The following is a 26,535-nucleotide window of genomic DNA, read 5'->3' on the forward strand; positions in this document are numbered from 1 at the left end:
AAACCCGGTTTCTTTGGCATAGATGAGTAATTCCTGACCAGATTGAATTTCAGTACCAACTTAATGAGGCCAGAGTTATGCAAAGTATTAAAGTACGATCGCGCGTTGGTGCAGACAGAATTACTTGTTGAGAAATATTGTTTGCAGACTTAGAGGAAAACGATGATCGAACAACTGACCCCGCAACAAAAAGCCCTGATTCCAGTTTATCGAGAAAAATGGCGAAAAATTGCACTCTCTACTGAGCCGATCGAGCGCGAAGCAGCAGCAAAATCCGTAAGATTTGCCTATGCAGCCCTCGGCTATAAAGAGCCGCAGATAATAATCTGTGATAGCCCCCGTGCAGCTTTCGATCGCATCTTTATCCCAATTTTTGAAAGCTGCCAAAAATCTCCATCTGGGAGAAATATCAAACAGGAAATAACCGCAGTTTTAGGCCATGATCTGACATACAAAATGCTGACTCAAATAGTGACCAGAAAAGAGGAGTTTTTTTTTCTCTGCTGAATACAGAGGTATATAGATTTCTAAGATACCAATTGGTAGACTATTTTAACCTGCTGCTGTGGTCAGCATTTGGCAGTTTAGAAAGCTGTATCAATTTTCGCAGGCAAATCACCGGAATTTATACATGGCACGAAAGATGGCGTAAATTCGATAGGTTTGCCAGACACCAACACAATGACATCAATAAATTTTTTTTTGCATCGATATCTCGCGGCGCGTTAAGTGATTTCTATATTTCAGTATTAAACGGCGATCGCGATCCAGTTAAATGGAGAGCATTTCAGTTGCTAGTTGCCAACTGTGGGTGGATTTATCCTTTTGAAAAGACTTGTATTGTGTGCGATCGCCCCCGCATCCTCTCCTTCGACAGTGAACACCGCCTCCACGCCGAAGGAGGGCCCGCCATTCAATTTGCTGACGGATACAGCCTCTATGCTTATCACGGCGTCACCTTACCCGAAAAATACGGCAAAATCCATCCGAACGAATGGCGATCGTAATGGCTTTTAGAGGAAGAAAATACCGAATTAAAGAAATTCCTAATTCAAACAATTGGTGATAACTGATATCTGGCATCAATAGTTATAATTTCAGTTAAAACCTCCATTGCTCTCCCTATCAAAAACACCTACAATCTAAATAAAACTATGAAATTTACCCTAGATGTAGAAAACAACCCTACAGGCTGGCCAGACCACACTCAGCTACCCGAATCAGACGGTACTTTTGTGAAAAATTTCCAAGAACACCCTCAAAGCATCCTGCTAACAGATTCAATTACTCCCGTTTTGCAAAGAATTCACGCTGACGGGAACTATTGCATCGGTCAAGACAGCGGCATTTATTGGCGATTAACTGAGCCGCTAGAACGGGGTGCGGAAGCACCGGACTGGTTTTATGTGCCTAATGTTCCGCCAACAATTGACGGTCAATTGCGCCGTTCTTATGTGATGTGGCAAGAGTTTGTATCACCGTTAATTGTGTTAGGATTTGTATCCGGTAATGGGGTAGAAGAACGGGAAAGAACGCCTTTATTGCGATCGGGTCAACAGGAAACTAAGCCGGGTAAATTCTGGATTTATGAAAATGTCATCCATCCGGCATTTTACGGAATTTATGAAGTAACAAAGGCTAGTGTTGAAGTCTATCACCTGATCGAAGATAGGTATCAATTAGTTGCTGCAAATGAGCGCGGTCATTATCCCATTGAACCGTTAGGAGTGGAATTGGGAATTTGGCAAGGAATGTATCAAAATGTGGAATTACCTTGGTTGCGCTGGTGGGATAGTGAAGGGAATCTGTTGTTATCGGGAGCAGAAAAAGCCGATCGCGCCGCAGACCAATTAGAGCAATTGCGCGCTCAGTTGCGAGGGGCTGGAGTTGAACCGCAATTGTGAATTGTCTGAAAATGCGATCGCGCCCATCCCCAGCGATCGCACCTAAAAACTTTACAATGGCGATCGGGAACATCGATCGCTCCTATTGAAGCTAAAATCAAACAACAACCCAAAATAAATCTATGGGACTCTTTGACAAGATTCGCGGCGAATTTGTCGATATCATCGAATGGTTGGACAATACCAGCGATACCATTGCCTATCGATTTGAGCGCCACCAAAACGAAATTAAACAAGGTGCTAAACTAACTGTACGACCAGGACAAATAGCAGTCTTTGTCAGCGAAGGTCAAGTTGCCGATGTATTCGCTCCGGGAATGCACGAACTGTACACCCGCAATTTACCCGTTCTGAGTACCTTAAAAGGTTGGCCCTACGGTTTCAACTCTCCCTTTAAAGCAGAAGTCTACTTTTTTAACACCAAAATATTTACCAACCTGAGATGGGGAACCTCTAACCCTGTAATTATCCGCGATCCAGAACTCGGTCCAGTGAGAATGCGGGCTTTTGGCACATACAATATTAAAGTTTCCCATCCAGAACAACTCTTAAAACAACTAATCAGCACTGACGGACTATTTCAAGTAGATGAAATCACCGATCAACTCCGCAATACAATAGTCAGTGCCTTTGCCAATTGGGTTGGCAATTCCCGCGTTCCCCTGCTGGACTTTGCAGCAAACTACACGCAGATGGGCGAACAGGTACGAGTTGCCATAGAGCCAAGTATCCAGCAGTTTGGGTTAGAATTAACTCAGATATTAATTGAAAATATCTCGATGCCGCCTGAAGTTGAAGAAGCACTCGACAAACGAGCCTCTATCGGACTTCTGGGAAATATGCAGCAATATACCCAATATCAAGCTGCTAACGCCATAGAAGCATCAGCAAATAACCCCAGCGGCGGCAATCAAGCATTAGAATTGGGCATGGGAATGGCACTAGGTCAGCAAATGACAAATATGATGCAGCCGCCAGCATCGCAAACACCGCCGCCACCTCCTCCGCCAACACAACATCAGTGGTATATTGCCCAGAACGGTCAACAATCAGGCCCTTTTGGATTGGAGCAACTTTTGCAAAATGGTTTGACACATCAGGTAATGGTGTGGCGTGCCGGTTTTGACGGCTGGAAGTTAGCATCGCAAGTGCCGGAATTAGCATCTTTGTTGGCGACAGTACCGCCGCCTCCCCCGCCAGCAGCAGCATAAATTTTTGTTTGCATATTTAGTTAATTGGTAATTGGTAATTAATCTGCTTTCCCGATTACCAATTACCAATTACATCACCAATAAACTATTATGAATACTTCTGAAACTGCTGTTAAACGTTTTCCCTGTCCTAGCTGCGGGGCTTATTTAGAGTTCAACCCCCAAGCAGGAAAGCTCAAGTGTGCTTACTGTGGCTGGGAAGATGCAATTCCCCAAACTGCTGAAGAGGTAAAGGAGAACTCTTACGAACAATATCTCCAAGTCGATCGCACGACGCTGGCAACTTTATCAACAACAGCCGTTGAAGTAAAATGCAATGATTGCGGAGCAAGTGTTACTTTTGAACCGCCGAAAGTAGCGGGTAAATGTCCATTTTGTGCTTCTCCAATTGTGACGCAACCTGCAAAGGCTAGCCCTAGCGTGCATCCAGAGGGAATTGTTCCTTTTGAAGTTACTGATAAACAGGCCAGAGAAAGCATTCAGAAGTGGCTAAGCAACCGCTGGTTTGCTCCTTCTGCTTTGAAATCCCTAGCCCAACAGGAGCAAATTCAAGGCGTTTATTTGCCGTTTTGGACTTACGACACTTATACAGTGAGTTATTATCAAGGTTCTCGCGGAGAACACTACTATGTGACTGAAACTTATACAGAAAAAAACTCCCAAGGCGAAACTGAAACTAAAACTCGCGAAGTGCAACATACTAGGTGGTGGCCTGCTTCTGGCAGAGTCGATCGCTCTTTTGATGATATTCTGATTCCCGCTACAAGTTCAGTCGATCGCCCGCGTCTGGATGCGTTAGAACCTTGGCATCTCAAGGAGTCGCTGCGCGCTTACAATTCATCTTATTTGGCTGGGTTTGAAGCTCAGCGATCGCAAGTTTCTCTCACTCAAGGATTTGAATCTGCTAAAAATGTCATGGCCGGTACTATTCACTTCGATGTTTGCAGGAATATTGGTGGCGACGAGCAGCGGGTTCACAGCATTTCTACTGATTACAATGCTATCACTTTTAAGCATATTTTGCTACCTGTGTGGCTGTGTGCCTATCGCTATCAAAACCAGCGATATCAAGTAATGGTTAATGCACGCACCGCTGAAGTTCAAGGCGAGCGTCCCTACAGTGTTTGGAAGATTACTGCTGCTGTGGTTAGCGGTGTCGTCCTTGCGGGTGTTATGTACCTCTTGTTTACTGGTAATTGGAAATATATCCGTGTTCCCGGTTTGCCTCAACCCCAACCCCAACCAACTTCCTTACCTGTACCCAGCCAAAAATTACCGCCAGCGCCTGTTCCCTCTACCGCACCTGTACCGAGCCAAAAATTACCGCCAGCGCCTGTTCCTTCTACCGCACCACCGAATAAAAAATTACCGCCAGCGCCTGTTCCCTCTTCACTGTAGCAATTCTGGATGGAGCAATCATCGGAGGCGGCGGAGGCATCGTCGTCGGTGGAGTAGTCGCGATCGATGTCAGTAAAATTAACTCAATTATTATTTGCTCCGAATCAATAAATTTAATGTAAATCTGCCTTAAGGAGTACACAACAGTGTTTGTACGTGTATTTTTTAAAACACCTAAATTAAAGAGAAAAAAATCTCTTTAATTTAGGTGTTGCTTTAAGGATAGATTATGAGTACAGTCGATTTAATTGTACTGAGGATTTTAATTAAAACCAATAATATTTTTAGAAAAAATAGACTAAATACGAAGTATCGACATTTAAAAACACGTTCAAAAACTGCACTTTATAGCATATCAAAGATACAAAGAAAGCAAAATTTTGTATATGTATTGTATCAAAAATTTAAACAAATCTTTAATAATTAGTACAATAAACGAAGTTTTTATAACATAATTTGAGGATAAATTGTATGAATCAAAATCAAATTAAGTGGCTGGCCGCAGCTCTAATGCTAATAGACCACATCGGATTTATGCTTGAAGCAGAACCCATGCGTATCATCGGCCGCCTCAGTTTTCCGTTGTTTAGTTGGGTATTTGCTCAAAACTGGAAACGACCGGGGGACAAAAATCCTCTAATTACTCGACTGATATTATTTGGGGTACTTTCTCAAATACCTCATATGTTACTTTTTGGCAATTTACAGTTAAACATCATGTTTAGCTTTGCCGTAGCAGCACTAACTTTGAGCTACATCCGACGCTTCGATCGCAAAATTGCAGTTTTAAGCACAGGTCTAGTAACTGCTCAAATTTTAGGAGTGAGTTACGGCTGGTATGCAGTGGCTTGCCCGCTATTGATGATTAGGTGGAAAGGAGGAGGATCTCGCCTTTGGTGGTTCCGCTGGACTATAGCAAATATCGCATATGCAATTAGTTGCAAAAGCTGGATTCAAATTTTCGCCCTATTCACACCGCTAGTTCTGGCATACTACGATAGCTCTAAAGACAAAAAACCCACGGCTATAGAAAAAAGATTTTTCTATTATTTTTACCCACTACACCTTGGGGGGCTAGCGGCACTGCGAACAATTGTCTAAATAAGACTGCGGATTCTAATTAGTTCATTGTTGATTTTTTCTTTAAGCGAAGTACAACCGCGTCTCTGAGCGATCGCGCTCTTCTGGGGGCGATCGCTTTCTAAACTGTATTGCCAACATTCAACTGACCGAGGCGCTTCAAAATACTCAGCACACTGTACAAATCATTCCCCGGATTGAAAAGGTAAAACTTCCGAGAAAAAGCGTACTGTGCTGTTTCCCGCTTAACTAATTTGACAAATAGAAAATCTGCCCCATTCATTAACAATCCGTAAGTAGGTCGATCGCTATTCAGATTAGCTAACATATAAGCTAGTAACTGCGGGATGCCTACTTCCAAAGAAAACGCCGCTTTCTTAGATTCAATAACTACTACCCACAACTCCTGAAACAAAGCCAAAACATCCAACTGTCCACTGACAATCATTCCTTCATCTTCGTCCACAATTTCTACAGATTTTTCGGAAGTAACATGAAAAGGAGCCAGATAAAAATCCGCTAGCTAAATCCAAAAAAGGAGACAGCACAACCATTTTGACTGTATTTTCTAGAAGTGGCGGATGTTTGAGCAAATTCCTGTAACTTGCCTTCACTCGGTCTAATCGCTGTTTTTCATAATCGCTAATTTCTGGCAAATCATCTTGCCACTCGCGAAAGAATTGGTCATCCTCAACCCACTCTATTTTGAAGTTGGTTTCCAAATCGTTCAGCGCGACATTTCTAGCGTGAATTGTTTCTACCATAAAATTAAGCAATTCATCCAAATCTGCTCTTGATTTATGATAGCAATAATTGCTAAATTTCCGTTAATACTGAAGTATTGCGTCTTTTAAAACAGGACATCGCTGAATGCTGAATAACGATATTGCCCGCAGTTCCCTTAGTCCGGCAGGGGTTTAAACCCCTGCCTCAAAGCAAAAGTCCTCTGAAAGAGGACTAATGTATTCTTCAGTCCTCTTTCAGAGGACTTGCGCTATGAGACAGGGAATTCATTCCCTGGCGGACTGTGGGACTGAGAGAGGGCTCGCCGCATCCACCTTCCCCATTTCCCAAAAAAATGTAACGAGTTGTAAAGTATAATTAAACCGAAGCGAACACAGAGGCCAAGTAGTATCAAATGCGAGTTGCGATCGCCGGAGCAGGCTTAGCAGGACTTTCCTGCGCTAAATATCTTACCGACGCGGGCCACACCCCCATCCTCCTAGAAAGTCGGGACGTACTCGGCGGCAAAGTAGCCGCCTGGAAAGATGCAGATGGCGACTGGTACGAAACCGGCCTCCACATCTTCTTCGGTGCATACCCGAATATGCTCCAACTCTTCAAAGAACTTGACATTGAAGACCGGCTGCAATGGAAAGAACACTCGATGATTTTCAATCAGCCGGAAACCCCCGGAACCTATTCCCGCTTTGACTTTCCCGACCTTCCGGCCCCCTTCAACGGCGTCGCAGCCATCTTGAGCAACAACGATATGCTCACCTGGCCCGAAAAAATCCGCTTCGGTATAGGTTTGATTCCGGCGATGCTTCAGGGTCAAAACTATGTCGAAGCAATGGACAAATACTCGTTTTCCGACTGGCTGAAAAAGCAAAACGTCCCCCCCAGAGTCGAAAAAGAAGTATTCATCGCCATGTCCAAGGCGCTCAACTTCATCGACCCCCACGAAATATCTGCAACCATACTGCTGACAGCCCTCAACCGCTTCTTGCAAGAGAAAAACGGCTCGAAAATGGCCTTTTTAGACGGTTCCCCCACAGAGAGGTTGTGTCAGCCGATGGTAGACTACATAACTGAGCGCGGCGGCGAAGTCCGGCTGAATGCACCCATCAAAGAGTTTTTGCTCAACGATGACAACACGGTGCGCGGCTTCCACATTCGGGGCGTCAAAGGGGCAGAGTCAGAAATTCTGACCGCCGATATTTACGTTTCCGCGATGCCGGTTGACCCGCTGAAGCTGATGATGCCGAAACCTTGGGGCGAAATGGATTATTTCAAACAGCTCGAAGGTTTGGAGGGAGTACCCGTCATTAATGTACACTTGTGGTTCGATCGCAAGCTAACTGAAATCGACCATTTGCTGTTCTCGCGATCGCCCCTGCTGAGCGTCTACGCCGACATGAGCAACACCTGCCGCGAATATGCCAACCCAGACAAATCAATGCTGGAACTGGTTTTAGCACCGGCCAAAGACTGGATCGGCAAATCTGACGAAGATATCGTCGCAGCCACAATGGTCGAGTTAGAAAAACTCTTTCCCGATCAAATCCCAGAACCAGCCAAACTGCTCAAATATCACGTAGTCAAAACCCCTCGTTCCGTCTACAAAGCCACTCCCGGACGCCAGCAGTGCCGTCCCACACAAACAACTCCCATTAGCAATTTCTATCTAACGGGGGATTATACGATGCAGCGTTATCTTGCGAGTATGGAAGGTGCCGTGCTTTCTGGTAAGCTGACAGCGCAGGCTATTTCAACGGCCAATAACCAATGAAAAATTAAGAATTTTTCATAAAGACGTAAAAAATCTCCCGTTTTCTAAACGGGGGAAAATCAGTTCTAATCTTTAAATTTCTTATTCTCGGATGCTGCAACTGTCAAAACTCCAGTGCATGAGAACTCTGGCCTCTGTTGATGACTCCTACGAACTGTGCCGCCAAGTCACGGCGAGTTATGCCAAAAATTTTTATTTAGGCACTCAACTCATGCCCGAAGCCAAGCGTCGGGCGATTTGGGCGATTTATGTCTGGTGCCGCCGCACCGACGAACTCGTAGACGGGCCGGGTTCTGATGCAACGACCCCTGAAACCCTCAATCTGTGGGAAAAACGCCTAGAATCTGTGTTTGCCGGCCATCCTCACGACGACTACGACGTAGCTTTGGTGGATACGCTGTCTCGTTTCCCGATCGACATTGGGCCGTTTCGAGAGATGATTGCGGGCCAGCAAATGGACTTGTACCGCAGCCGCTACGAAACTTTTGAAGAGCTCAATCTTTACTGTTATCGAGTAGCGGGTACTGTCGGACTGATGTCGATGTCTGTCATGGGTGTGGACGAGTCGAATCCGGCTGCTAACTGGAATTGGCACTGGGGCAATAAAATTCCCAAAGAAGAAGCCATCTCCCTCGGTATTGCCAAGCAGTTGACTAATATTCTGCGCGATGTCGGAGAAGACGCCCGCCGCGGCCGTATTTACATTCCCTTAGAAGACTTAGCCTTGTTTAACTACACCGAAGAAGATTTATTCAACGGTGTAATTGACAACCGCTGGCGGGAATTGATGCGGTTTCAAATTCAGCGAGCTCGCAAATTATACGCCAGCGCCGAACCGGGAATTAAAGTGCTCAGTCCCGATATCCGCTGGACAGTTTGGGCGGCTACAATGCTGTACAGCAGGATCTTAAATGCGATCGAACGCAATCAATATGATGTGTTTCAGAAGCGGGCTTATGTTACCAATTCTCAGAAACTGCTGTGTCTCCCCGCCGCTTGGATGAAGTCAAAAGTGCTTTAACCGCAGGCAATTTTGCTGGCGATTCGGCAACGGGTAAGGGGTATTTGTCAAGTTACAAATTATATGATGTCCAGCAAATTGCATATTAGGTTTTTGGGGACAGGGCAGTGCCGTGTCCCTACCTGTTGTGTGTTAATTGGAGTCAATCGATTTTAGATTTTAGATTTTAGATTTTAGAGGCGACCCCACGGATAAATGCGGGGGCTTGAGGATTTTCGATTTTCGATTTGGGATTGATTCCACCGATAAATCACGTGGCGGGTACCATCAAGAAATTCTTGGTCAAAGTGGCGGTGTAGCGGGTAAAATTTTCAATTGGGCGATCGAACTTTCCAACAATTGCTTTTCCTGCTGGAGTTTTGCTTCTAAATTTTGAATTTGTTCTCGGCGGGCTTCAACTTCAATCAAGCGGCGAGACAATTCTTGACTCTGCAAAGTGAGAGATTGCCTCCAATCTTCTACTTTTTGGGCTTCTTGCTGCAAAAAATCGGGAGTAAAACCTGTTGTTAAATATTTCTCTACTAATTGTAGTACCCAGTTTGTAGCTGCTTGAATATCCAAAACCTGGCTATTTTGGTCAACATTTGCTAATACTAAAATCCCTGCATTTAAAACATTCGTTGCAGAGTTAATTGGATTGTGAGCAAAATCTTTCTGTAATGTCAAGAAACTTTCTTCACTAAGAATAGCCCAAGTATCATCAGAATTTTGGCAAGCCAGCAATTGCAGACTTATCTCGCCTAAATTTTCCTGATTTTGTACTTTGGCTAAATATAACATGAGGGTTATTAGTAATTGGTAAGTGGTAATTGGGTATTAATTATTGGTTATTAGTTATTTGTTGTAGGATTTGCGAGATCGTAGGGGCGGGTTTTACAAACAATCTATGCCTGAAACTAACTATCTCGTAAACCCGCCCCGGCCACAGTCAACAGTCAACTCTTAAAACAACTTTAGCCGATCGCGCCTGTGGTGCGTGAGAGTCAATATTTTCCTTGGGATTCCCAGATTTTTCGCCCTCACGCAGCCTACCAATTGACTAAAAACAGTCAACAGTTAACAGTCAGCAGTCAACAGTCAACAGTCAACAGTCAACTATTAAAACAACTTTAGCCGATCGCGCAAAATCTCCGCTTGTTTTTCGGCTTCCGCCAAAGCATCCCTCGCCCCCTGAACAACATCAGGAGTAGCCTTATCCACAAACTTCTGATTAGTCAAACGCGCCGCAGTATGCTTAATTTCAGCTTCCACTTTGCTCAACTTCTTTTCTAATTTAGCACGCAAAGCCGCCAAATCGACCACCCCAGCCAGAGGAATCAATACTTGCACAGTACCGACAACCCCAGCAATTGTCTGGCCCAAATCTGTATCCAAACTAGCAGTTACAGTCAGATTTTCGACTTTTGCCAAATCCTGAATGTAAACGCCTCCATCTGAGATTATTTGGCGTTCTTTCTCGTTTTCGCTTTGCAAAATCGCCGTCACCTTCACACTGGGTTTGATATCAGAATCAGCCCGCAAATTGCGAATAGTGCGAATTGTACCGAACAACAACTCAAACTGCTGTTCCAAATCAGCATCAATGAGTGATGCGTTTGCTTCAGGATAAGCTTGCAAAGCCAAACATTGATCATCACCTGTTTGAGTCAGAGTGTGCCAAATTTCCTCAGTAATGTGCGGCATAAAAGGATGTAGTAGTTTCAGAATCCCTTCCAACACCAAAGCAAAAGTTTGCTGTGCCACTTTCTTAGAATTTGGTTCAGCATCCTGTTGCAAGCGAGACTTGACTAACTCAATATACCAGTCACAGAAATCGCCCCAAATAAACTCATAAAGTCCCTTCGCCGCTTCCCCCAAACCGTAATTTTCCAAACAATTACGGCTTTGTTGCACAACTTGATAATAGCGAGAAAGAATCCAGCGATCGCACAATTCCAAACCACCTCCCACAGAAGGACTTCCCAATTGTTGCGGAGTCTGTCCCTCCAAATTCATCATCACAAACCTAGCCGCATTCCACAACTTATTCGTGAAGTTCCGCGAAGCTTCCACCGATTTCGATTCATCAGTTTTGCGATCGTACTCCATGCGAATATTTTGACCTGCCCCAACCACTTCCTTAACCAAAGTGTAGCGCAAAGCATCAGTACCGTACTTACCAATCAACAGCAGCGGGTCGATACCGTTGTTTTTACTCTTAGACATTTTCTGACCGTTTTCATCCAACACCAAACCGTGAATGTAAACAGTATCAAAAGGCATTTTTTCAGTAAAATGTCCTGCCATCATCGTCATTCTAGCCACCCAGAAAAAGATGATATCAAAACCTGTTACCAAAGTAGTTGTCGGATAGTAAAACTCCAAATCTTTAGTTTCCTCCGGCCATCCGAAAGTTGAGAAAGGCCACAAACCGGACGAAAACCAAGTATCCAATACATCTGGATCTCTTGCTAGCTGCACGTCATTACCAAATTTAGCCGTAGCTTTTTCCCTAGCCTCAGCTTCTGTTTTCGCAACTATAAAAGGTGTTGTATCAGTAATTTCGCCCTGAGTTTCGCTAACAGCATACCAAGCCGGGATTTGGTGTCCCCACCACAATTGCCGGGAGATACACCAATCCTTCAGCTTCACCAACCAATCGCGATAAACCTTTGTCCATCTTTCAGGAACAAAGACTGGTGAGTAATTTTGGTCTAATTCTTTTAAAGCACGTTGAGAAAGAGGATCGATCTTGACAAACCATTGCGTAGATATCAACGGTTCGACCGGGACTTTGCCGCGTTCGCTGTAGGGAACTGTATGCTTATAATCTTCTATTTTAACCAAAACACCGTCAGCTTCTAACCGCTTTACCACATTTTTGCGGGCAACAAATCGGTCTTGTCCTTGGAACTCTCCGGCATTTTCATTTAAAGTGCCGTCCTTATTCATGATGTTAATAAACGGCAAATTGTGACGTTTACCCATCTCGAAGTCATTCGGATCGTGGGCGGGAGTCACCTTGACACAACCAGTTCCAAAAGTCGGATCGACAAACTCATCAGCAATGATTGGAATTTCGCGATTGACGATCGGCAAAGTGACAGTTTTACCGATAAGATGCTTGTAGCGATCGTCCTGTGGATTCACAGCCACCCCAGTATCACCCAGCATCGTTTCCGGCCGAGTCGTCGCCACCTCCAAATAACCAGAACCATCCGTCAAAGGATAGCGGAAATGCCACAAATGGCCCTCAACTTCCTGCTGATCAACTTCCAAATCCGACACAGCAGACTGACTAGCCGGACACCAATTCACCAAGTAATTGCCGCGATAAATCAGCCCCTCATCGTACAGGCGGACAAACGCTTCTAAAACCGCAGCGGATAAGCCTTCATCCATCGTAAAGCGTTCACGCGACCAATCAACAGACACGCCCAAACTGCGTAATTGATTAGTAATAGTATTGCCAGATTCTGCTTTCCACTCCCAGGCCCGTTCCAAGAATTTTTCTCGGCCTAAATCGTGGCGAGTTTTGCCTTCTGCTTTGAGTTGCTTTTCGAGAATAGTTTGAACTGCGATGCTAGCATGATCCGTTCCCGGCAACCACAGGGTATTGCGTCCAGTCATGCGGTGATAGCGGACGAGGACATCAATCAGCGTCTCTTCAAAAGCGTGTCCCATGTGGAGACTGCCGGTGACGTTGGGCGGCGGGATGACGACGCAGTAAGGTTCGCCGCCGGCTTCTGGGTCAGCTTTGAAGGTTTGATGATCTTCCCAGTATTTTTGCCATTTGGCTTCGGTGGCTTGGGGGTCGTATTGCGGGGGTAGGTTTGCGGTCATTGGCGAGAGGGTGCAGGTTTTATATATAAGATTGTGCCACAGCGGGGGGAAGAGAAGAGGTTTGAACCGCATCGGCGTCAGAGGCAGAGGGAAGACGGATATTCAAGGCGGGGCGAGTTTACGTTAAAATGAAGGTAAAATTAAAAGGTTTGATGGCATTATGAATGTAGCAGCACTTCGACATCAAATCGATCGATGGCTCGATCGACTCTCTCCAGAACATCTGGCATTAGTTGCGAGTTTTATAGAGTTTCTAAGCCAAAAGCAACGTCAGGGAGTAATCATTTCGCAAAATAATCTGCCAGAGGTTTTCTCAGCAGAAATCCAAGAGATGCCTCCTGCTAATTCTTTTAGTATTCCAGAACCCTCAGAAATTGACGGAGAGGGCCAATCTAAAGCAGCGCTTCTACAAGATTTTCGGCAAGCTTGGCACGAAGCCATGACTGGGCAAACCATTTCGGTTGCTCAAATGTGGGAAGGAATTGAAGAGGTTTCGACATCTTCAGTGGTAAAATCCTTTTAATATCTTATTTGACAGAAATCCCTAATCCACAACCCGCCTTCTCTGGGAGAAAGCCACGATTTTGCAGACAAACCGATTTTTTTTTGCCTTAGTCCTACTGGTAAAACAAATTGCAATAATTAAGAATCGCAATGAATAACAGTTATCAAACTCCATAAATTGCGTTTTTTGTTCTCAAACTCAAACAAAAATTTCTAGTTTGTAGGCGGGGTTTAACCTCGTATAGCAACACGGGCTACTGCTATACCTCGATTACTTCACCTCCTTATAATCCACTCCATAACTCGTATCTCGCCCCGAAAAATACGTCTTTTTCCCCGTTAAAGTTTCCAGAGTTTTTTTCGTTTCAGCCGAAGTAATCGAATTCAGCGGCACGCCGAACTTGCTAGCCAAGCCAGCCGCCACGCCCACACCTTGTCCTTGATAAATATTCACCGTCGCAATTCGCCCGACGGATACAGCCATACCCACATAACCGGACGATCGCCCGACAATTGCTAAATTCTTGACTTTGCTAGCCAAAGCGCTTTCTATGCCGAAATTATACACGGGCAGCGGCGGAATTCTCGCAGATAAATTCTTGACTCCGCCCCGCATATCGAAATCGTAGGAAAAACTGCCGATCGACTTTCCGGGTACTGTTCCTCCTTTGATAATCTCCTTCCCCGTCAACGGATCTACCACATCGCGAACGTTCAAACTTTGCCTGATATAAATCTCGTCTGGAATAAATACTCTCACATCTTTACCAGACTTCTTTTGTAGCCAGTGTTGGAGATATGACATTTCTCTAATCATCTCAGGAGTCGGTTTTCTGCCATTAGCTTCCATCTTCATGATTTGGTCAACTTGGTATTTAAACAGAAACCCGTTCCAGGACAGCACATTTTTGTTATAAACGCAGACATTGCCTTTATCAAAAAAGAATCCTTTATTTTGACTAAAGGGCAGATTTCTGTCTATGTGATACGCTGCTCCTATGGCTACACTTCTGATGTCGTAGCCGTCTGTATATGGCTGATAAATCGTACTCCAGAAATTCCTCATCCAGAATTTTGTACTAGCCGGATCTTTAGATTTTGTAATGCTTTCTTTAATCTTTTTTACCAAAGATCGATTGTATAGAATGTCATCTTCTATGCTGCGGAATTCGGACATCGTTATACCTGTAATTGTCGGAACTATAGAGACAGCTAAAGTTTCATTTTTGGATTTTATATTTTGAGATTCATATCCTGTATAATAAGATAATCCGGCTTTCCTGGCTAATTCCGCGTCTTGAGTTACGTCAATAAAAGAGTTGGCTTTAATTCTTAAGGTGCTGCCTTTTACTTCGGCATATTCGATTTTTTTATCTACGACGTGGGGAGTAAGAGTTGAGTTGGAAATAACTCTGACTTTTGCTGCTGAAAGCATTTGCCTGAGAGCTTGATCTGCCCTTTTTGGATCTAAGCAAGATTCGGGCGCATTCGCTTTATCTAAGAATTCCTTAAAACATTGGGCGTAGGGTTGGCGATACCAACCGGGGATTTTATCTACATCGATGTAAGCTAAACCGCCACGGGTGAGTAAGCCGCCCAAAGGTGCTCTTCCGTAGTTCGATCGCACGATCGCAACTTTGCCCTTTGCGCCTAAAGTTTTCTTCGCCCATATCGCCGCACATATCCCCGGTACTTCATCACCATATACTACTACATCGAACGTTTGCTCCGGTGCTTTTTTGGGAGGTACCGGAGGCGGGCTGCTGGATTTTTGCTGCAGAGTTCCATTGTCTAAAGTGGCACTTGCTGGGTTTCTATTTGCGATATAATTTTCTATTTCTCTGAAAGCCGGATAATTCAGTAAAAGTTTTATGGCGGCAAAGATGATTGCAATTGAAGCTAGTTTCTTGAAAGTAGAGAGCATTCAGTTGACTCGTGGATAAATTTGCAATACCTGATAGGGAAGTTCAGGGTTTACGGAGTTGAATATAGCACGTTTAGATAATTTCGACACAGTTTTAAATTTTCCGGGAACCGTGGTAAACGAATCTTCTCAACCCAAACCTGGTGATGCTGTCCTTGGCGGCCAAAATGCTACAATTACATCAATCACCAATTGAAACATAAAAAACATGACTTTTGAGGCAGTTTTAAATCTTGTTAAGCACTTGTCTCTCGCCGAAAAGTTACGATTGATTAAGTGGATAGTTCCTGAAATAAAACGAGAATTAGTTGTTGGGCCGACTCCCCGCAAATCATTGTGGGGTTTATGTGCTGACTTGGGAATTGCACCCTCTGTCGCTGATATAGATGAAGTTCGCAGGGAAGAATGGGCGAATTTCCCAAGGGAGGATTTCTAATGCTGCGTGCTGTAGCGGATACTCATGCTGTGATCTGGTATATCTTTGCCGATTCGCGACTTTCGGTGACTGCTAGAACGACAATAGAACAGATAGCTGCCGAAGGAAATCAGGTGGCTTTTTCATCAATTACATTAGCAGAAATTGTCTATCTGAGCGAGGGATAGCGGATTAATTCAACTACTCTCGATCTATTATTGAGAGAAGTTGAGAGCGATGATGCCTTATTGGTTGAAATTCCTTTCGATCGCAATATAGCTTTGACTTTAAGGCAAGTTGACCGATCGCAAATTCCCGATTTACCCGATCGCATTATTGCTGCTACTGCTTTGTATCTTAATGTACCCGTTATTAGTCGCGATCGCCGGATTCAATTATCTAGTATAGACACAATTTGGTAAATCTGAGTCACTCGACACAGTTTTAACTTTTCCGGGAACTGTTGTTAGCGGTTTTGCCAGTGTTACTGGTTTGGCCGGGCTATTGATGAGGGTAAGGATGGGGGGTACGATCGCCTCTCAGATGTCTGGTGTCGGGAATGGCGATCGGCTACAATAATTTAAGAACAACAATTGAGTCACCTTAAACATACAGAAAAAATGGAAAAACTTTTTGTACATCCTGAATGTCCTTTTTCAGAAAACACATTTAACCTATTGACCAATTTTTATAAAAACCCCAGCTCAGATTTTTACATGGCACACAAAAGAGATTTCTTAAAATATGTAGAAGAGCCATTGAGGTATATTTTCAGTCATGTAGAAGAGCTGTTGCCTGATTTTATAAAAAAATATATAAATATCAAGTGGGAGCAACTTGGCTCAATTGTTGAAACAAACGGTTTACAATCAGTAGCTTACAGTGTGGCTTTTGGTTATGGAGACATCAATTATATAGAGGATGCTCACTTAATGCTAAGATTTGACAACCAAGACTTAACTTTTGGTTTGTATGCAGAATTTAACGAGCTTGATTATATAAGAGATAAATATGAGAGCAATTATATAAATAATCCAAGGGCAATCAACAGCCTTAAACTTTATAACCTTCCCAATCAATATCATTGCTATTTAACTAATAGAATCATTCGCCAGAATTCCTATAGACCTGAATATCGCCAGATCGTAGTTAAACCTCAAAAATATATTGATAAATTATTAAATAGTATTATTTATTTAACGAGCGAACAACCACCAGATTTAAAAGAAAATGAAATTATTAATATTCAGGTTGCTCGATCGCTTGCAGCCGAAGAAGTATTAGGATCTTCTGCAAAACAGTTAATTTACATAATAGCACAAACCTTTAAAAAAGTATTTCCCTTATTTTTTTTGTGTTCCAATATAGTGGAGAATGATTCACCTATACCTATCAATGAATATTTTTCAGTATATGAAAAAGAATTTAATCTCTCGTACAATCTCGAAGAAATTTCAGAACTAACTGGTTTTCAAACATCTGAAATCAACCGCTGGATACGCACCATTAACCGCAAGCAACAAGCCATCATCCAAGGCCCGCCCGGAACCGGAAAAACCTTCCTTGCCCAAAAACTCGCCCAACACTTAATCGGCGGGGGTGACGGTTTCTCAGACACGATCCAATTTCATCCAGCTTATACTTATGAAGACTTTATTCAAGGTATCCGTCCCCAAAGTCAAGATGGGCAATTAACCTATCCAATAGTTTCCGGTAGGTTCCTAGAATTCTGCGAAAAAGCCGAAGCCTGTGAAGACACTTGCGTTCTCATTATTGATGAAATTAATCGCGCAAATCTATCTCAAGTCTTTGGCGAGTTAATGTATCTCCTAGATGACCGACAAGACACAAAACGCTTTATTACACTAGCCAGCGGTCAAAAGTTTAAAATCCCTACAAATGTCCGCATTATCGGCACAATGAACACCGCAGACCGTTCTATTGCCTTAGTCGATAACGCACTCCGCCGCCGCTTCGCATTCATTCCCGTCTATCCAAACTATGAAGTGCTGCGACAGTATCACCAGAGAGAAAAAACAGGTTTTCCAGTTTATAAATTAACTAGCATTCTAGAAGATGTCAATCGGGCAATTAACAACAAACACTATGAATTAGGCATCTCCTTCTTTTTGACAAAAACCTTAGCTGAAGATATCCAAGACATTTGGCAAATGGAAATTGAGCCATACCTCGAAGAATACTTCTTTGATAACCTGGAAAAAATGGATGACTTTCTCTGGGAGAATATCAAGACAAAATTGGGCTATTGACAATCTAACGCCGTCATTAACGCCGATACGGTGGCGTTACCGCATCCACCACAATTATGAAACCAGAATCCCGCCGAATTATTGAACTTAAAGAATATCTATTAGCAACTTTTGAACAAGACTCAATCCCACAATCAGTAGGACAGAAAATATACCATAATTATGCCAAGGAAATCGAGATAGAATTTCCTAACTTTAAAACAAAATATCAATGGCACTTAAAATCTAAAGGCAGAGTTGGCAACATTCCCATCACTCCAGAATTCCACATCGCCATCCGCCCAAAGGTTCCCATCAACAACCTCTTCGGAATGATTGACTATGCCTACAACCTTAAGATAAAATTTCCCCAAGGCTCGATTCAGTGCCAATCTTTAGAAGAAAGTTACGAGAAATTAGCTAACATTCTTGCCCACAAAATTCTAGAACGCTGTCGCAAAGGATTATATCGTGATTACTTACCAAAAACAGAAAGACTCGCCTACATTCGCGGCCGCGTCGATTTGCGGTCAGCCCTGCAAAAACCTTGGGATGTTAAACTAAAATGCCACTATAACGAACAAACAGGCGACATCGAAGATAATCAAATACTCGCTTGGACACTATTCATCATTGGCCGTAGCGGTTTGTGCCGTGAATCTGTTTCATCCACTGTGCGAAAAGCCTTTCACGCACTCCAAGGATTTGTTACATTAAAAACTTTTAAATCAGAAGCTTGTATTGATAGAAATTATCACCGTTTGAATCAAGATTATCAACTTTTACACGCCTTATGTCGATTTTTTTTAGATAACACAGGGCCTAGTCACGAAACAGGCGATCGCGAAATGCTCCCTTTTCTCATAGACATGGCTAATTTATATGAACAATTTGTCGCTGAATGGCTCAAAGCAAATACACCAAAAGGCTTTTTTGTCAAACAACAACACCGAGTCACCCATGACCAAAATTATTACGATCGCATTGACTTACTCCTAGGCGATAGTGAAACAAAAAAAATCCAATACGTCCTCGATACAAAATACAAAGCTCCCGATAAAGTAGCCAATAATGACATTCATCAAATAGTTGCTTACGCAAATGCCTTAAAGTGCCAAAATGCAATTCTCGTCTACCCGCAAAACCTCAAACAGCCACTAGATATAAAAAATGACGATATTCGAGTTCGCAGTCTAACTTTTTCCCTAGATAGCGACCTCCATGAAGCCGGAAAAACCTTCTTAAAATCTCTAGTTCCAAACACCCTCCCCTAACTCTACTCTGCGCCCTCTGCGCCCTCTGCGGTTCATTTATCCACAAAAAAAGAGGCGCAATTGCGCCTCCCAAATCTTTCATGTCTGTGTTCTAAACACTAACAGCCACTTTCGCTTCTTTTGCAGTCAACTTCTCGTAAGTCGCCCGCATCTTCAATCCGACTAACACTTGGAACAAACCAGTTCCATTGTTAGAACCAGGATATTCGCGGTGCTGAAGCAACAGGTGAGTTAACTCGCCTTCATACTTCGCAGAAGTCTTGCTCAAATGGCTTTCGATGTAAATAACTTCTTCGAGATTCTCGAATTGACCATCTACTTCCAAAATCGAGACTTCGTGACCGTAGAAAGCATCAGGCCCGTAGTACATCTTAATTCCGGGATAGGAACAAGTCAGCTTGCGGCCGCAAGGAACCCAGTTAATTGTTGAACCTTCGTCAAACAAATACGCAGGCTCAAAATTGGCGATGCCTTCGCGCTGGATCATCTGCACACGCAGAACTTTCCGCTCTTTGTCATCTTTGATCAAGTTGGTCGGCAACACTTGAATTACCACATCAGCATATTGCTTTTGCGGGTCGATGTAGGCGGTAAAATCCGGTTTGCGAGCATTGATCGCAAACAGCACGTCTTCGTAACGGTGGCCCCGTTCCGCCATGTCGCGCTGGATTTTCCAAGCAATTTTTACCTCGTCGCTGATGTCGAGGTAGACGCTGAAGTCGAGGAGCGATCGAACTCGCTCGTCGTACAGGGGATGCAGCCCCTCAATCACAATCACATGATTCGGCTCTACCCGCTCAGGAGGGTCGAGCAGACCGGTTTCGTGGTTGTAAATCGGCTTGTCGATCGCATGACCTTCTTTGAGAGCCTTCATTTGCTCTGCCATCAGGTCAAAATTGTTCGCTCTGGGGTCAAGGGCTGTAATCCCTGTTTCCTTGCGCTGCTTGCGATCGAGACAATGATAGTCGTCGAGGCAGATTACAGTAACGAAATCTTCCCCGAACAAATCTGTCAATCGGCGTAAAAAAGTAGATTTCCCGCATCCGGAATCTCCGGCAACGCCAATTAAAACCACGCGATCCGGCTTACTGGTCATAGTTTCCCTCTAACAAAATCACTGTTTACTAACTAACTCAAGTCTAGATTCCACAAAATTTCAGCCCGCAGGTAGCCACAAGCAGGCTTTGTGCTGCTTTGCTACCCCGAGAGGATCAAGTTCTCACCAGCATACAGCAGTGAGTTGACTGCCTGCCCGGGAAGACCCAAGCAATCTTCAAGGCAAGTAATTAATACTAACTTTAGCGGTTAATCTTACCAGAATGCGTCGGCCCCCTACAAGCTCAGCCTCATTAAACTGCTCGAATCTTCCTTGATCTGGTGGGGCGCTCCCCAAATCACAAGGACTTATCGGGGCAGATCCCCCGATCGGGTAAAATATTGGCAGTACGCAGACAACAATAGCTATAGGTCAACAGCCGAACGCAAAGCTGGCTCGGTGAGCGCGGCGTTCGGCTAGTAGGGATTTGATAACGCGAGCGATCGCAACTTCAACACTACGGACGGCGTGGCGAGGCCCAAAAATTGGCGCGGCCAATTAGTCCCGATGGCCTTAAGAAAAAAGTAAATTGAGTCTAACGTCACATTCTCTTTCTTTATAACTCTGTATCGTGAAGGAAAATCAACAAATGTACAGCCCAAGCATATCTGGTGTTGCGGCAAACTCAGAATCAGGCAGCCGCATCTTTGTTTACGAAGTGGAGGGTATGCGTCAGAGCCAAGCAACTGACCAAATAAGTAACCCGATTCGCCGTAGTGGTAGCGTATTTATCTCCGTGCCCTACGATCGCATGAATCAGGAAATGCGTAGAATTGCTCGGATGGGTGGCAAAATCGTCAGCATCCGCCCCTCAAACAGCGCTCCCGAAACAAATGGCAAAGTCGCACCAGAAGCAGGGCTACAGAGTCAGAAATCTGGAGAAGAAACTAAGCCCATGACTCAAGCCAAGGAAAAAGTTCAGGTTCCTGTTAACCTTTACAAGCCGGCCAATCCCTATATTGGTAAGTGCATTTCTACAGAAGAATTAGTCAGAGAAGGCGGCGACGGCACAGTCCGCCACGTCACCTTCGACATTTCTGGAGGCAATTTGCACTATCTCGAAGGTCAAAGTATCGGGATTATTCCCGATGGCACGGATAAAAACGGCAAACCTCACAAAATTCGGCTTTACTCGATCGCCTCCACCCGTCACGGCGACCACCTCGACGACAAAACAGTCTCTCTGTGCGTCCGCCGCCTAGAGTACAAAAGCCCGGAAACTGGCGAACAAGTGTTCGGCGTTTGTTCAACTTTTCTCACCGGTTTGCAACCTGGAGATGATGTCAAAATCACCGGCCCCGTAGGCAAGGAAATGCTCTTGCCCGACGACGAAGAAGCCACCATTATTATGATGGGTACCGGTACAGGTATTGCTCCTTTCCGGGCTTATTTGTGGCGGATGTTTAAAGAAAACAATCCCGATTACAAATTCAAAGGTTTAGCTTGGCTGTTCTTAGGAGTTGCTTACACTCCCAACATTCTCTATAAGGAAGAGTTGGAGCAATTGCAGCGCGAGTTCCCCGATAATTTCCGCTTGACTTATGCCATCAGCCGCGAGCAAAAGAATGCTGACGGCGGCAAGATGTACATTCAAAACCGGATTCAAGAGAACGCTGAGCAATTGTGGGAATTGGTTCAAAAGCCAAATACTCACACTTATATCTGCGGTTTGAAGGGTATGGAAGGCGGAATTGATGAGGGAATGTCAGCCGCGGCTGGCAAGTACGGCGTTGACTGGGCTGCGTATCAGAAACAGTTGAAGAAAGAGCACCGTTGGCACGTTGAAACTTATTAATGTGTTACCTGATTTAATCTGATTTGTAGGGTGGGCTTGGCTCGCCCTACAATTTTTGAAGCAGTTTTGAGTCTTGAGGGGCTGGTTCACCCAAGACAAGTGTAAAATATACAGTAAGCTCACCGAAAAAGGGAGATAACTGACATGGTTATAACTTCTACCCAAAAACTCACCTTTGAAGAATATCTGAACTATCAGGGAGAATCAGGTGTTTGTTATGAATTATATCGGGGCAATCTAATCGAAATGCCAACACCTACAGCAATACATATCAAAATTTGTGAATTTTTAGTTTATCAGTTCCGGCGCTTCTTTGCAGCACACAACCTACCGATAGTTGCAATTGTGACTGCCGCCGTCCGAACTGAGGAAAACTCTTGTCGGGTTCCTGATGTGGTGATTTGCACTCAGAGTCTGTGGGAACAAGTCGGCGCGCAACCTGGTTCCGCAGTGCTGGAATTTGAAGAAAAACCGCTGTTAGTTATAGAAGTTACCAGTCAAAATTGGCGGGACGACTACATTCGCAAACGGGCAGAATATGACTTAATTGATATCCCTGAATATTGGATTGTAGACCCAAATCAACCGAAAATACGAGTATGCAGTCGCCCGGAAAATGAAGGCAGTTATTCTCATCAGGAATTTTTGCCGGGACAGCAAGTTCAGTCTGTACAGTTCGCTGAATTTATTTTATCGGTTAATCAAGTGCTATGTCCGCCCCTAGTTGAAGATTTAATTCGAGAAGAACAAGCACAGCTACAGCAACTAGGACAGCAAAATGAGCAACTAGAACAGCAAAATGAGCAACTAGAACAGCAAGTTAATGCCGAAAGGCAGCGGGCCGAAAGATTGGCGCAGCGGCTGCGAGAAATGGGGATAGAGATGGATACAGAACTTTAAATTGCCATGTAAAATCTGGATTAATTAGTCATGTAGATCCCGGACTTTTTTAAGAAGTCGGGTCTCTGGGTATTCAGTGAAGCCACGGTTATCATACAATGATTCTAGATGAAGTGAGTTTCAACGGGTCAAAGTCGTGGCTTTCAAAATTGGTTTGTTAGGTTTGGGTACAGTTGGCGCGGGAACAGCAGAGATTTTGCTCTCCCCAGATGGCCGCCATCCACTGTTGCAGGAATTGGAAATCTATCGGGTGGGAGTGCGCGATATTTCTCGAACTCGGTCTTTACAATTGCCAGAAAATGTGCTGACAACTGACCTAGAAGCGATCGCAACTGACCCGGAAATTGATATTGTAGTAGAACTGATTGGGGGATTGGAACCGGCGCGATCGCTCATTCTGCAAGCTATTGCCAGCGGCAAGCACGTCGTCACTGCCAACAAAGCAGTTATCGCCCGCTACGGAAATGAAATCTTCGAGGCCGCTAACAAAAAAGGCGTTTACGTAATGCTAGAAGCTGCTGTCGGCGGCGGCATTCCAGTCATTCAAACCCTCAAACAATCCTTAGTTGCAAACCGCATTAAAAGTGTCACCGGCATCGTCAACGGCACAACTAATTACATCCTGACGCGGATGCAAACAGAAGGCGCAGACTTTGCCGAAGTGCTCGCCGACGCTCAGCAATTAGGTTATGCTGAAGCTGACCCCACAGCAGATGTAGATGGATTAGATGCTGCCGATAAAATTGCTATTTTAGCCTCGCTAGCTTTTGGCGGACGCATCAAATTAGCCGATGTTCACTGCGAAGGTATCAGAAAAGTTAGTGCGGCGGATATTGACTACGCCGACAAGCTGGGATTTGTGATTAAATTGTTGGCTATTGCTCAAGAAACCTCCCACTACAATGGCAAGCAAGCTGAGGGAGAAAGCGAACTGCTGTCAATTCGAGTGCATCCGAGTTTTGTGCCGAAAACTCATCCGCTGGCTAGTGTTAACGGGGTTTACAATGCAATTTTAGTCGAAGGAGAGCCGATCGGGCAATTGATGCTGTACGGGCGCGGCGCCGGTGCGGGCCCCACAGCTAGCGCCGTAGTATCCGATATCATGAATGTAGCGGCCATCCTGAAAACCGAAACTGTTCCGATTCCTCATCCTTTGCTGAGTTGCAGTCACCAACACTACTGCAAAATTGCTCCGATGCAGGAACTTGTTACTCGCTTTTATGCCCGTTTTTTAACGCACGATACTCCGGGGGTAATTGGCAAACTAGGCACTTGTTTCGGCAACCACAAAGTTAGTTTGGAATCAGTTGTGCAGACGGGAATTCACGGCGATTTAGCAGAAATTGTCGTCGTGACTCACGATGTTAGGGAAGGTAATTTTCAACAAGCACTCGATGAAATTCGCGCGATGGAAGCAGTCGATAGTATTGCTAGCACGTTGCGAGTTTTGTAAAAGTGATTTGCTAGGGGCGGGTTTCACGGACAATATTTGCCAATAATTGAGAATCTATAAAACCCGCCCTCGCCCCACCATAAATCCCCACATACATTTTGCGGATTTGGTAGGGGCGGGTTTCACCTAAAATATGTGCCAATAATTGACAATCTCTAAAACCCGCCCTCGCCCAACGATAAATCCCGATGTACATTGTTCGCCTTTGATATAAGTAAAATTTGATGTGGGCTATCTGTTGTGTGGGGGCGGGTTTATGTAGATTGTTTGTGGTAATTAAATATTGTTGGTAAAACCCGCCCCTACCAGATAATGAAAGGAACAGAATTCGATTTTGTCGATCGCAAAACGGGAAGGCACTTGCTAGATTCTCTCTACGAAAAGTTTGCAAAACCCCAACTGCACGATACTTTTAAACCCAATAATCCTTCAATTTACATTCGGCACCAGGAAGGGCAAGTTATTGATGGAAATTATATCATAACAAAAGTGTTTGAAGACTCTCGCACTGGTTTTTATGCTGAAAGTCGCGTCCCCATTTCTGGCAATCATCCACCTGTTTTAGTGATTCGCGGCTACGGTTCTTGGTATCCTTTCGATCGCGTTTTGGAAGATACGCCCGATGTATTTATGGCAAAACTAGAACGCCAGTTAAAATCGGCGCAAACTGTGGGTGCTATTGATTGGATAAAGCAGCAATTTTACAGGGGAAATCCGCCGGATGTCATCGGAGAAAGTTTGGGTGGCAAAGTTGCTCAGCAAATAGCAGCAAAATACCCGGATTATATTAGATCCACTGTAGTTTTTAATTCTTTGGGCGTTTCGGAAAAGTTAGCTAAAACTTCCACCGCTAACAATGTTTTTCACTACTTTACTTTAGGTGAAAGGTATGCTTTCTGGGCAAATGAAGGCGATTACATACCGGGAACGATTTTTGTGATTTCCCCGAAAGGCAAAAACTGTGGTTATAAAATCGAGGAGGCGATCGTCCGAATGGCGCGTTTTGAAGGCAAGTTTCTCAAAAGGCGCGCGATTGTGGCAATATTGGCTCAGTTGCTTTTGCTAAACAGACACAATGCGATCGTCCTCAACAAGCGGCGGCCAGTAGTCGTTCAGATTGATCGCACTCAATTGCAAATTTTCCGAAAAAAGCGCTTTGTTTAAACTCAGACAGAATTGCTTCAGGCCGCAGATGGCTGGTTTTCCCGCGCTGCGACTGCCAGAAGCAGACAAAGTGCTGCGATCGCTTTTTCCCATTCTTGCTTTACAGCGGTGGGTTGAACTTCATCAAAGGCGCTAACTAAACGAGGGATCGCTCGTTCTAATGCCTGTCTGGGAATTGATTTGTGCAGTTCAACTAAACGAGTTAAACTTTCTTGATTCTTCAAAAAACCGACTACCCATTTCGTAGTATGATCTGGACTCTCAGGGACGTTTTTAATTCCGAGTTCTGTTTGCAACCAGTCGTAAAAAGGCGGCAGCTTTTGAGCTAAAACAGTTCCAGCAGTTGGCAAAGTTTCTTTGAGTAAAGCAGTATCCAGGCTTTCCAAGAGTTGATTGAATTCCGGTGAATCCAGCAAGGTGGTTAATGGAAGTGAAAGCAGCGCTTCTGAAGCGTCAGGGGATACATTTAAAGTCCGCGAAAATGTTTGCAGCATTGGAAAGTCTCTGGTAGAGATGACTTTTTTAGCCTAACAATCACGCGAATCAATGAATATGAGCTACCTCATATTAGCAAAATTGTAAGATCTCGATCCCCAAAGAAGCCTCTAAATCTAGCTGCGTGCCTCTGCGGTTAATAATTTCCCATTAATAAATATTCTACACAAATTCTCCCTTAGCAACCATCACCACCTTACCACCCACCAAAACTGCTATTTCCCCTTCATTTTTGGCAGCTTGTATAGTTATTTCAAATAAAAATGAGACACTAAGTTGCACAATAAGCGCGAATAATCTCATCAAGAGATGTGGCAG

At 44.2% G+C, this 26,535-nt stretch carries 26 protein-coding genes; 18 read left to right on the forward strand and 8 right to left on the reverse strand.

Features of this window, described 5'->3' with window-relative positions; translation table 11 throughout:
- The first annotated feature begins 162 nt into the window (after positions 1-162).
- The 6 genes from QUA07_RS23640 to QUA07_RS23665 all read left to right on the forward strand — a co-directional run bounded on the left by QUA07_RS23640 (position 163) and on the right by QUA07_RS23665 (position 5,614).
- A complete protein-coding gene (locus tag QUA07_RS23640; RefSeq protein ID WP_333329927.1) occupies positions 163-507 on the forward strand; it encodes a hypothetical protein in 345 nt (114 codons plus the stop codon).
- 32 nt (positions 508-539) lie between these two features.
- Entirely contained in the window at positions 540-1,007 is a 468-nt protein-coding gene (locus tag QUA07_RS30120) for a DUF6745 domain-containing protein (protein WP_445305907.1), read from the forward strand.
- A 147-nt stretch (positions 1,008-1,154) separates the two neighbouring features.
- Entirely contained in the window at positions 1,155-1,904 is a 750-nt protein-coding gene (locus QUA07_RS23650; RefSeq protein ID WP_333329929.1) for a Uma2 family endonuclease, read from the forward strand.
- Positions 1,905-2,026: 122 nt separating this feature from the next.
- Entirely contained in the window at positions 2,027-3,115 is a 1,089-nt protein-coding gene (locus tag QUA07_RS23655) for an SPFH domain-containing protein (RefSeq protein WP_333329931.1), read from the forward strand.
- Between the two features lie 90 nt (positions 3,116-3,205).
- A complete protein-coding gene (locus QUA07_RS23660; RefSeq protein WP_333329933.1) occupies positions 3,206-4,513 on the forward strand; it encodes a hypothetical protein in 1,308 nt (435 codons plus the stop codon).
- Between the two features lie 471 nt (positions 4,514-4,984).
- On the forward strand, positions 4,985-5,614 hold the full coding sequence (locus tag QUA07_RS23665; protein ID WP_333329935.1) for a TraX family protein: 630 nt from the start codon (positions 4,985-4,987) through the stop codon (positions 5,612-5,614).
- 100 nt (positions 5,615-5,714) lie between these two features.
- On the opposite strand, the gene QUA07_RS23670 is transcribed toward QUA07_RS23665, so the two are convergent.
- Together QUA07_RS23670 and QUA07_RS23675 are read right to left on the reverse strand one after the other, a co-directional pair.
- The gene (locus QUA07_RS23670) at positions 5,715-6,059 is read right to left on the reverse strand and encodes a hypothetical protein (protein ID WP_333329937.1); all 345 of its coding nucleotides are present in this window, start codon (positions 6,057-6,059) and stop codon (positions 5,715-5,717) included.
- Entirely contained in the window at positions 6,046-6,357 is a 312-nt protein-coding gene (locus QUA07_RS23675; protein ID WP_333329939.1) for a hypothetical protein, read from the reverse strand. Before QUA07_RS23675 ends, QUA07_RS23670 begins: the two co-directional genes overlap by 14 nt.
- Positions 6,358-6,731: 374 nt before the next feature.
- Here QUA07_RS23675 and pds point away from each other — a divergent pair, with 374 nt between their 5' ends.
- The gene (gene pds / locus QUA07_RS23680) at positions 6,732-8,105 is read left to right on the forward strand and encodes a 15-cis-phytoene desaturase (protein ID WP_006632784.1); all 1,374 of its coding nucleotides are present in this window, start codon (positions 6,732-6,734) and stop codon (positions 8,103-8,105) included.
- Between the two features lie 91 nt (positions 8,106-8,196).
- A complete protein-coding gene (crtB, locus tag QUA07_RS23685; RefSeq protein ID WP_333083196.1) occupies positions 8,197-9,126 on the forward strand; it encodes a 15-cis-phytoene synthase CrtB in 930 nt (309 codons plus the stop codon).
- 282 nt (positions 9,127-9,408) lie between these two features.
- Here the strand turns inward: crtB and QUA07_RS23690 are convergent, their stop codons facing one another.
- Together QUA07_RS23690 and QUA07_RS23695 are read right to left on the reverse strand one after the other, a co-directional pair.
- The gene (locus QUA07_RS23690) at positions 9,409-9,906 is read right to left on the reverse strand and encodes a hypothetical protein (protein ID WP_333329941.1); all 498 of its coding nucleotides are present in this window, start codon (positions 9,904-9,906) and stop codon (positions 9,409-9,411) included.
- A 318-nt stretch (positions 9,907-10,224) separates the two neighbouring features.
- Positions 10,225-12,948 carry a valine--tRNA ligase gene (locus tag QUA07_RS23695; protein WP_333329943.1) on the reverse strand — a complete coding sequence of 908 codons (2,724 nt, stop codon included), beginning with the start codon at positions 12,946-12,948 and terminating at the stop codon, positions 10,225-10,227.
- A 160-nt stretch (positions 12,949-13,108) separates the two neighbouring features.
- On the opposite strand from QUA07_RS23695, the gene QUA07_RS23700 reads away from it, so the two are divergent.
- The gene (locus tag QUA07_RS23700) at positions 13,109-13,471 is read left to right on the forward strand and encodes a hypothetical protein (protein ID WP_333068154.1); all 363 of its coding nucleotides are present in this window, start codon (positions 13,109-13,111) and stop codon (positions 13,469-13,471) included.
- A 252-nt stretch (positions 13,472-13,723) separates the two neighbouring features.
- On the opposite strand, the gene QUA07_RS23705 is transcribed toward QUA07_RS23700, so the two are convergent.
- Positions 13,724-15,376, reverse strand: coding sequence for an FAD-dependent oxidoreductase (locus QUA07_RS23705; RefSeq protein WP_333329946.1), 1,653 nt, complete (start codon positions 15,374-15,376; stop codon positions 13,724-13,726).
- Positions 15,377-15,584: 208 nt separating this feature from the next.
- Here QUA07_RS23705 and QUA07_RS23710 point away from each other — a divergent pair, with 208 nt between their 5' ends.
- The 5 genes from QUA07_RS23710 (at position 15,585) to QUA07_RS23730 (ending at position 19,314) form a co-directional block, all read left to right on the forward strand.
- Positions 15,585-15,812, forward strand: a complete 228-nt coding sequence (locus QUA07_RS23710) for a hypothetical protein (RefSeq protein WP_333329949.1) — start codon at positions 15,585-15,587, stop codon at positions 15,810-15,812.
- A complete protein-coding gene (locus QUA07_RS23715; protein ID WP_333329952.1) occupies positions 15,812-15,979 on the forward strand; it encodes a hypothetical protein in 168 nt (55 codons plus the stop codon). Before QUA07_RS23710 ends, QUA07_RS23715 begins: the two co-directional genes overlap by 1 nt.
- A gap of 30 nt (positions 15,980-16,009) precedes the next feature.
- The gene (locus QUA07_RS23720; RefSeq protein WP_333197174.1) at positions 16,010-16,213 is read left to right on the forward strand and encodes a PIN domain-containing protein; all 204 of its coding nucleotides are present in this window, start codon (positions 16,010-16,012) and stop codon (positions 16,211-16,213) included.
- 198 nt (positions 16,214-16,411) lie between these two features.
- Positions 16,412-18,061 (forward strand): AAA family ATPase, encoded by a 1,650-nt coding sequence (locus QUA07_RS23725; RefSeq protein WP_333329955.1) that lies wholly within the window; start codon positions 16,412-16,414, stop codon positions 18,059-18,061.
- Positions 18,062-18,117: 56 nt separating this feature from the next.
- On the forward strand, positions 18,118-19,314 hold the full coding sequence (locus tag QUA07_RS23730) for a 5-methylcytosine restriction system specificity protein McrC (RefSeq protein ID WP_333329958.1): 1,197 nt from the start codon (positions 18,118-18,120) through the stop codon (positions 19,312-19,314).
- A gap of 91 nt (positions 19,315-19,405) precedes the next feature.
- On the opposite strand, the gene QUA07_RS23735 is transcribed toward QUA07_RS23730, so the two are convergent.
- Positions 19,406-20,410, reverse strand: coding sequence for a phosphoribulokinase (locus QUA07_RS23735; RefSeq protein WP_333035850.1), 1,005 nt, complete (start codon positions 20,408-20,410; stop codon positions 19,406-19,408).
- A gap of 589 nt (positions 20,411-20,999) precedes the next feature.
- Between QUA07_RS23735 and petH the strand changes: the two genes are divergently transcribed.
- The 3 genes from petH to QUA07_RS23750 all read left to right on the forward strand — a co-directional run bounded on the left by petH (position 21,000) and on the right by QUA07_RS23750 (position 24,558).
- A complete protein-coding gene (gene petH / locus QUA07_RS23740) occupies positions 21,000-22,205 on the forward strand; it encodes a ferredoxin--NADP reductase (RefSeq protein WP_333329961.1) in 1,206 nt (401 codons plus the stop codon).
- Between the two features lie 144 nt (positions 22,206-22,349).
- A complete protein-coding gene (locus QUA07_RS23745; protein WP_333329963.1) occupies positions 22,350-23,105 on the forward strand; it encodes a Uma2 family endonuclease in 756 nt (251 codons plus the stop codon).
- Positions 23,106-23,241: 136 nt separating this feature from the next.
- On the forward strand, positions 23,242-24,558 hold the full coding sequence (locus tag QUA07_RS23750; protein WP_333329966.1) for a homoserine dehydrogenase: 1,317 nt from the start codon (positions 23,242-23,244) through the stop codon (positions 24,556-24,558).
- Between the two features lie 10 nt (positions 24,559-24,568).
- On the opposite strand, the gene QUA07_RS23755 is transcribed toward QUA07_RS23750, so the two are convergent.
- Positions 24,569-24,754 (reverse strand): hypothetical protein, encoded by a 186-nt coding sequence (locus tag QUA07_RS23755; protein ID WP_333329969.1) that lies wholly within the window; start codon positions 24,752-24,754, stop codon positions 24,569-24,571.
- Between the two features lie 116 nt (positions 24,755-24,870).
- Between QUA07_RS23755 and QUA07_RS23760 the strand changes: the two genes are divergently transcribed.
- The gene (locus tag QUA07_RS23760; protein ID WP_333329972.1) at positions 24,871-25,722 is read left to right on the forward strand and encodes an alpha/beta hydrolase; all 852 of its coding nucleotides are present in this window, start codon (positions 24,871-24,873) and stop codon (positions 25,720-25,722) included.
- A 17-nt stretch (positions 25,723-25,739) separates the two neighbouring features.
- Here the strand turns inward: QUA07_RS23760 and QUA07_RS23765 are convergent, their stop codons facing one another.
- Positions 25,740-26,216 carry a hypothetical protein gene (locus QUA07_RS23765; protein ID WP_333329975.1) on the reverse strand — a complete coding sequence of 159 codons (477 nt, stop codon included), beginning with the start codon at positions 26,214-26,216 and terminating at the stop codon, positions 25,740-25,742.
- Between the last annotated feature and the right edge of the window lie 319 nt (positions 26,217-26,535).

It is taken from the genome of Microcoleus sp. T3_A4 (genome assembly GCF_036700465.1).
GTDB lineage: Bacteria > Cyanobacteriota > Cyanobacteriia > Cyanobacteriales > Microcoleaceae > Microcoleus.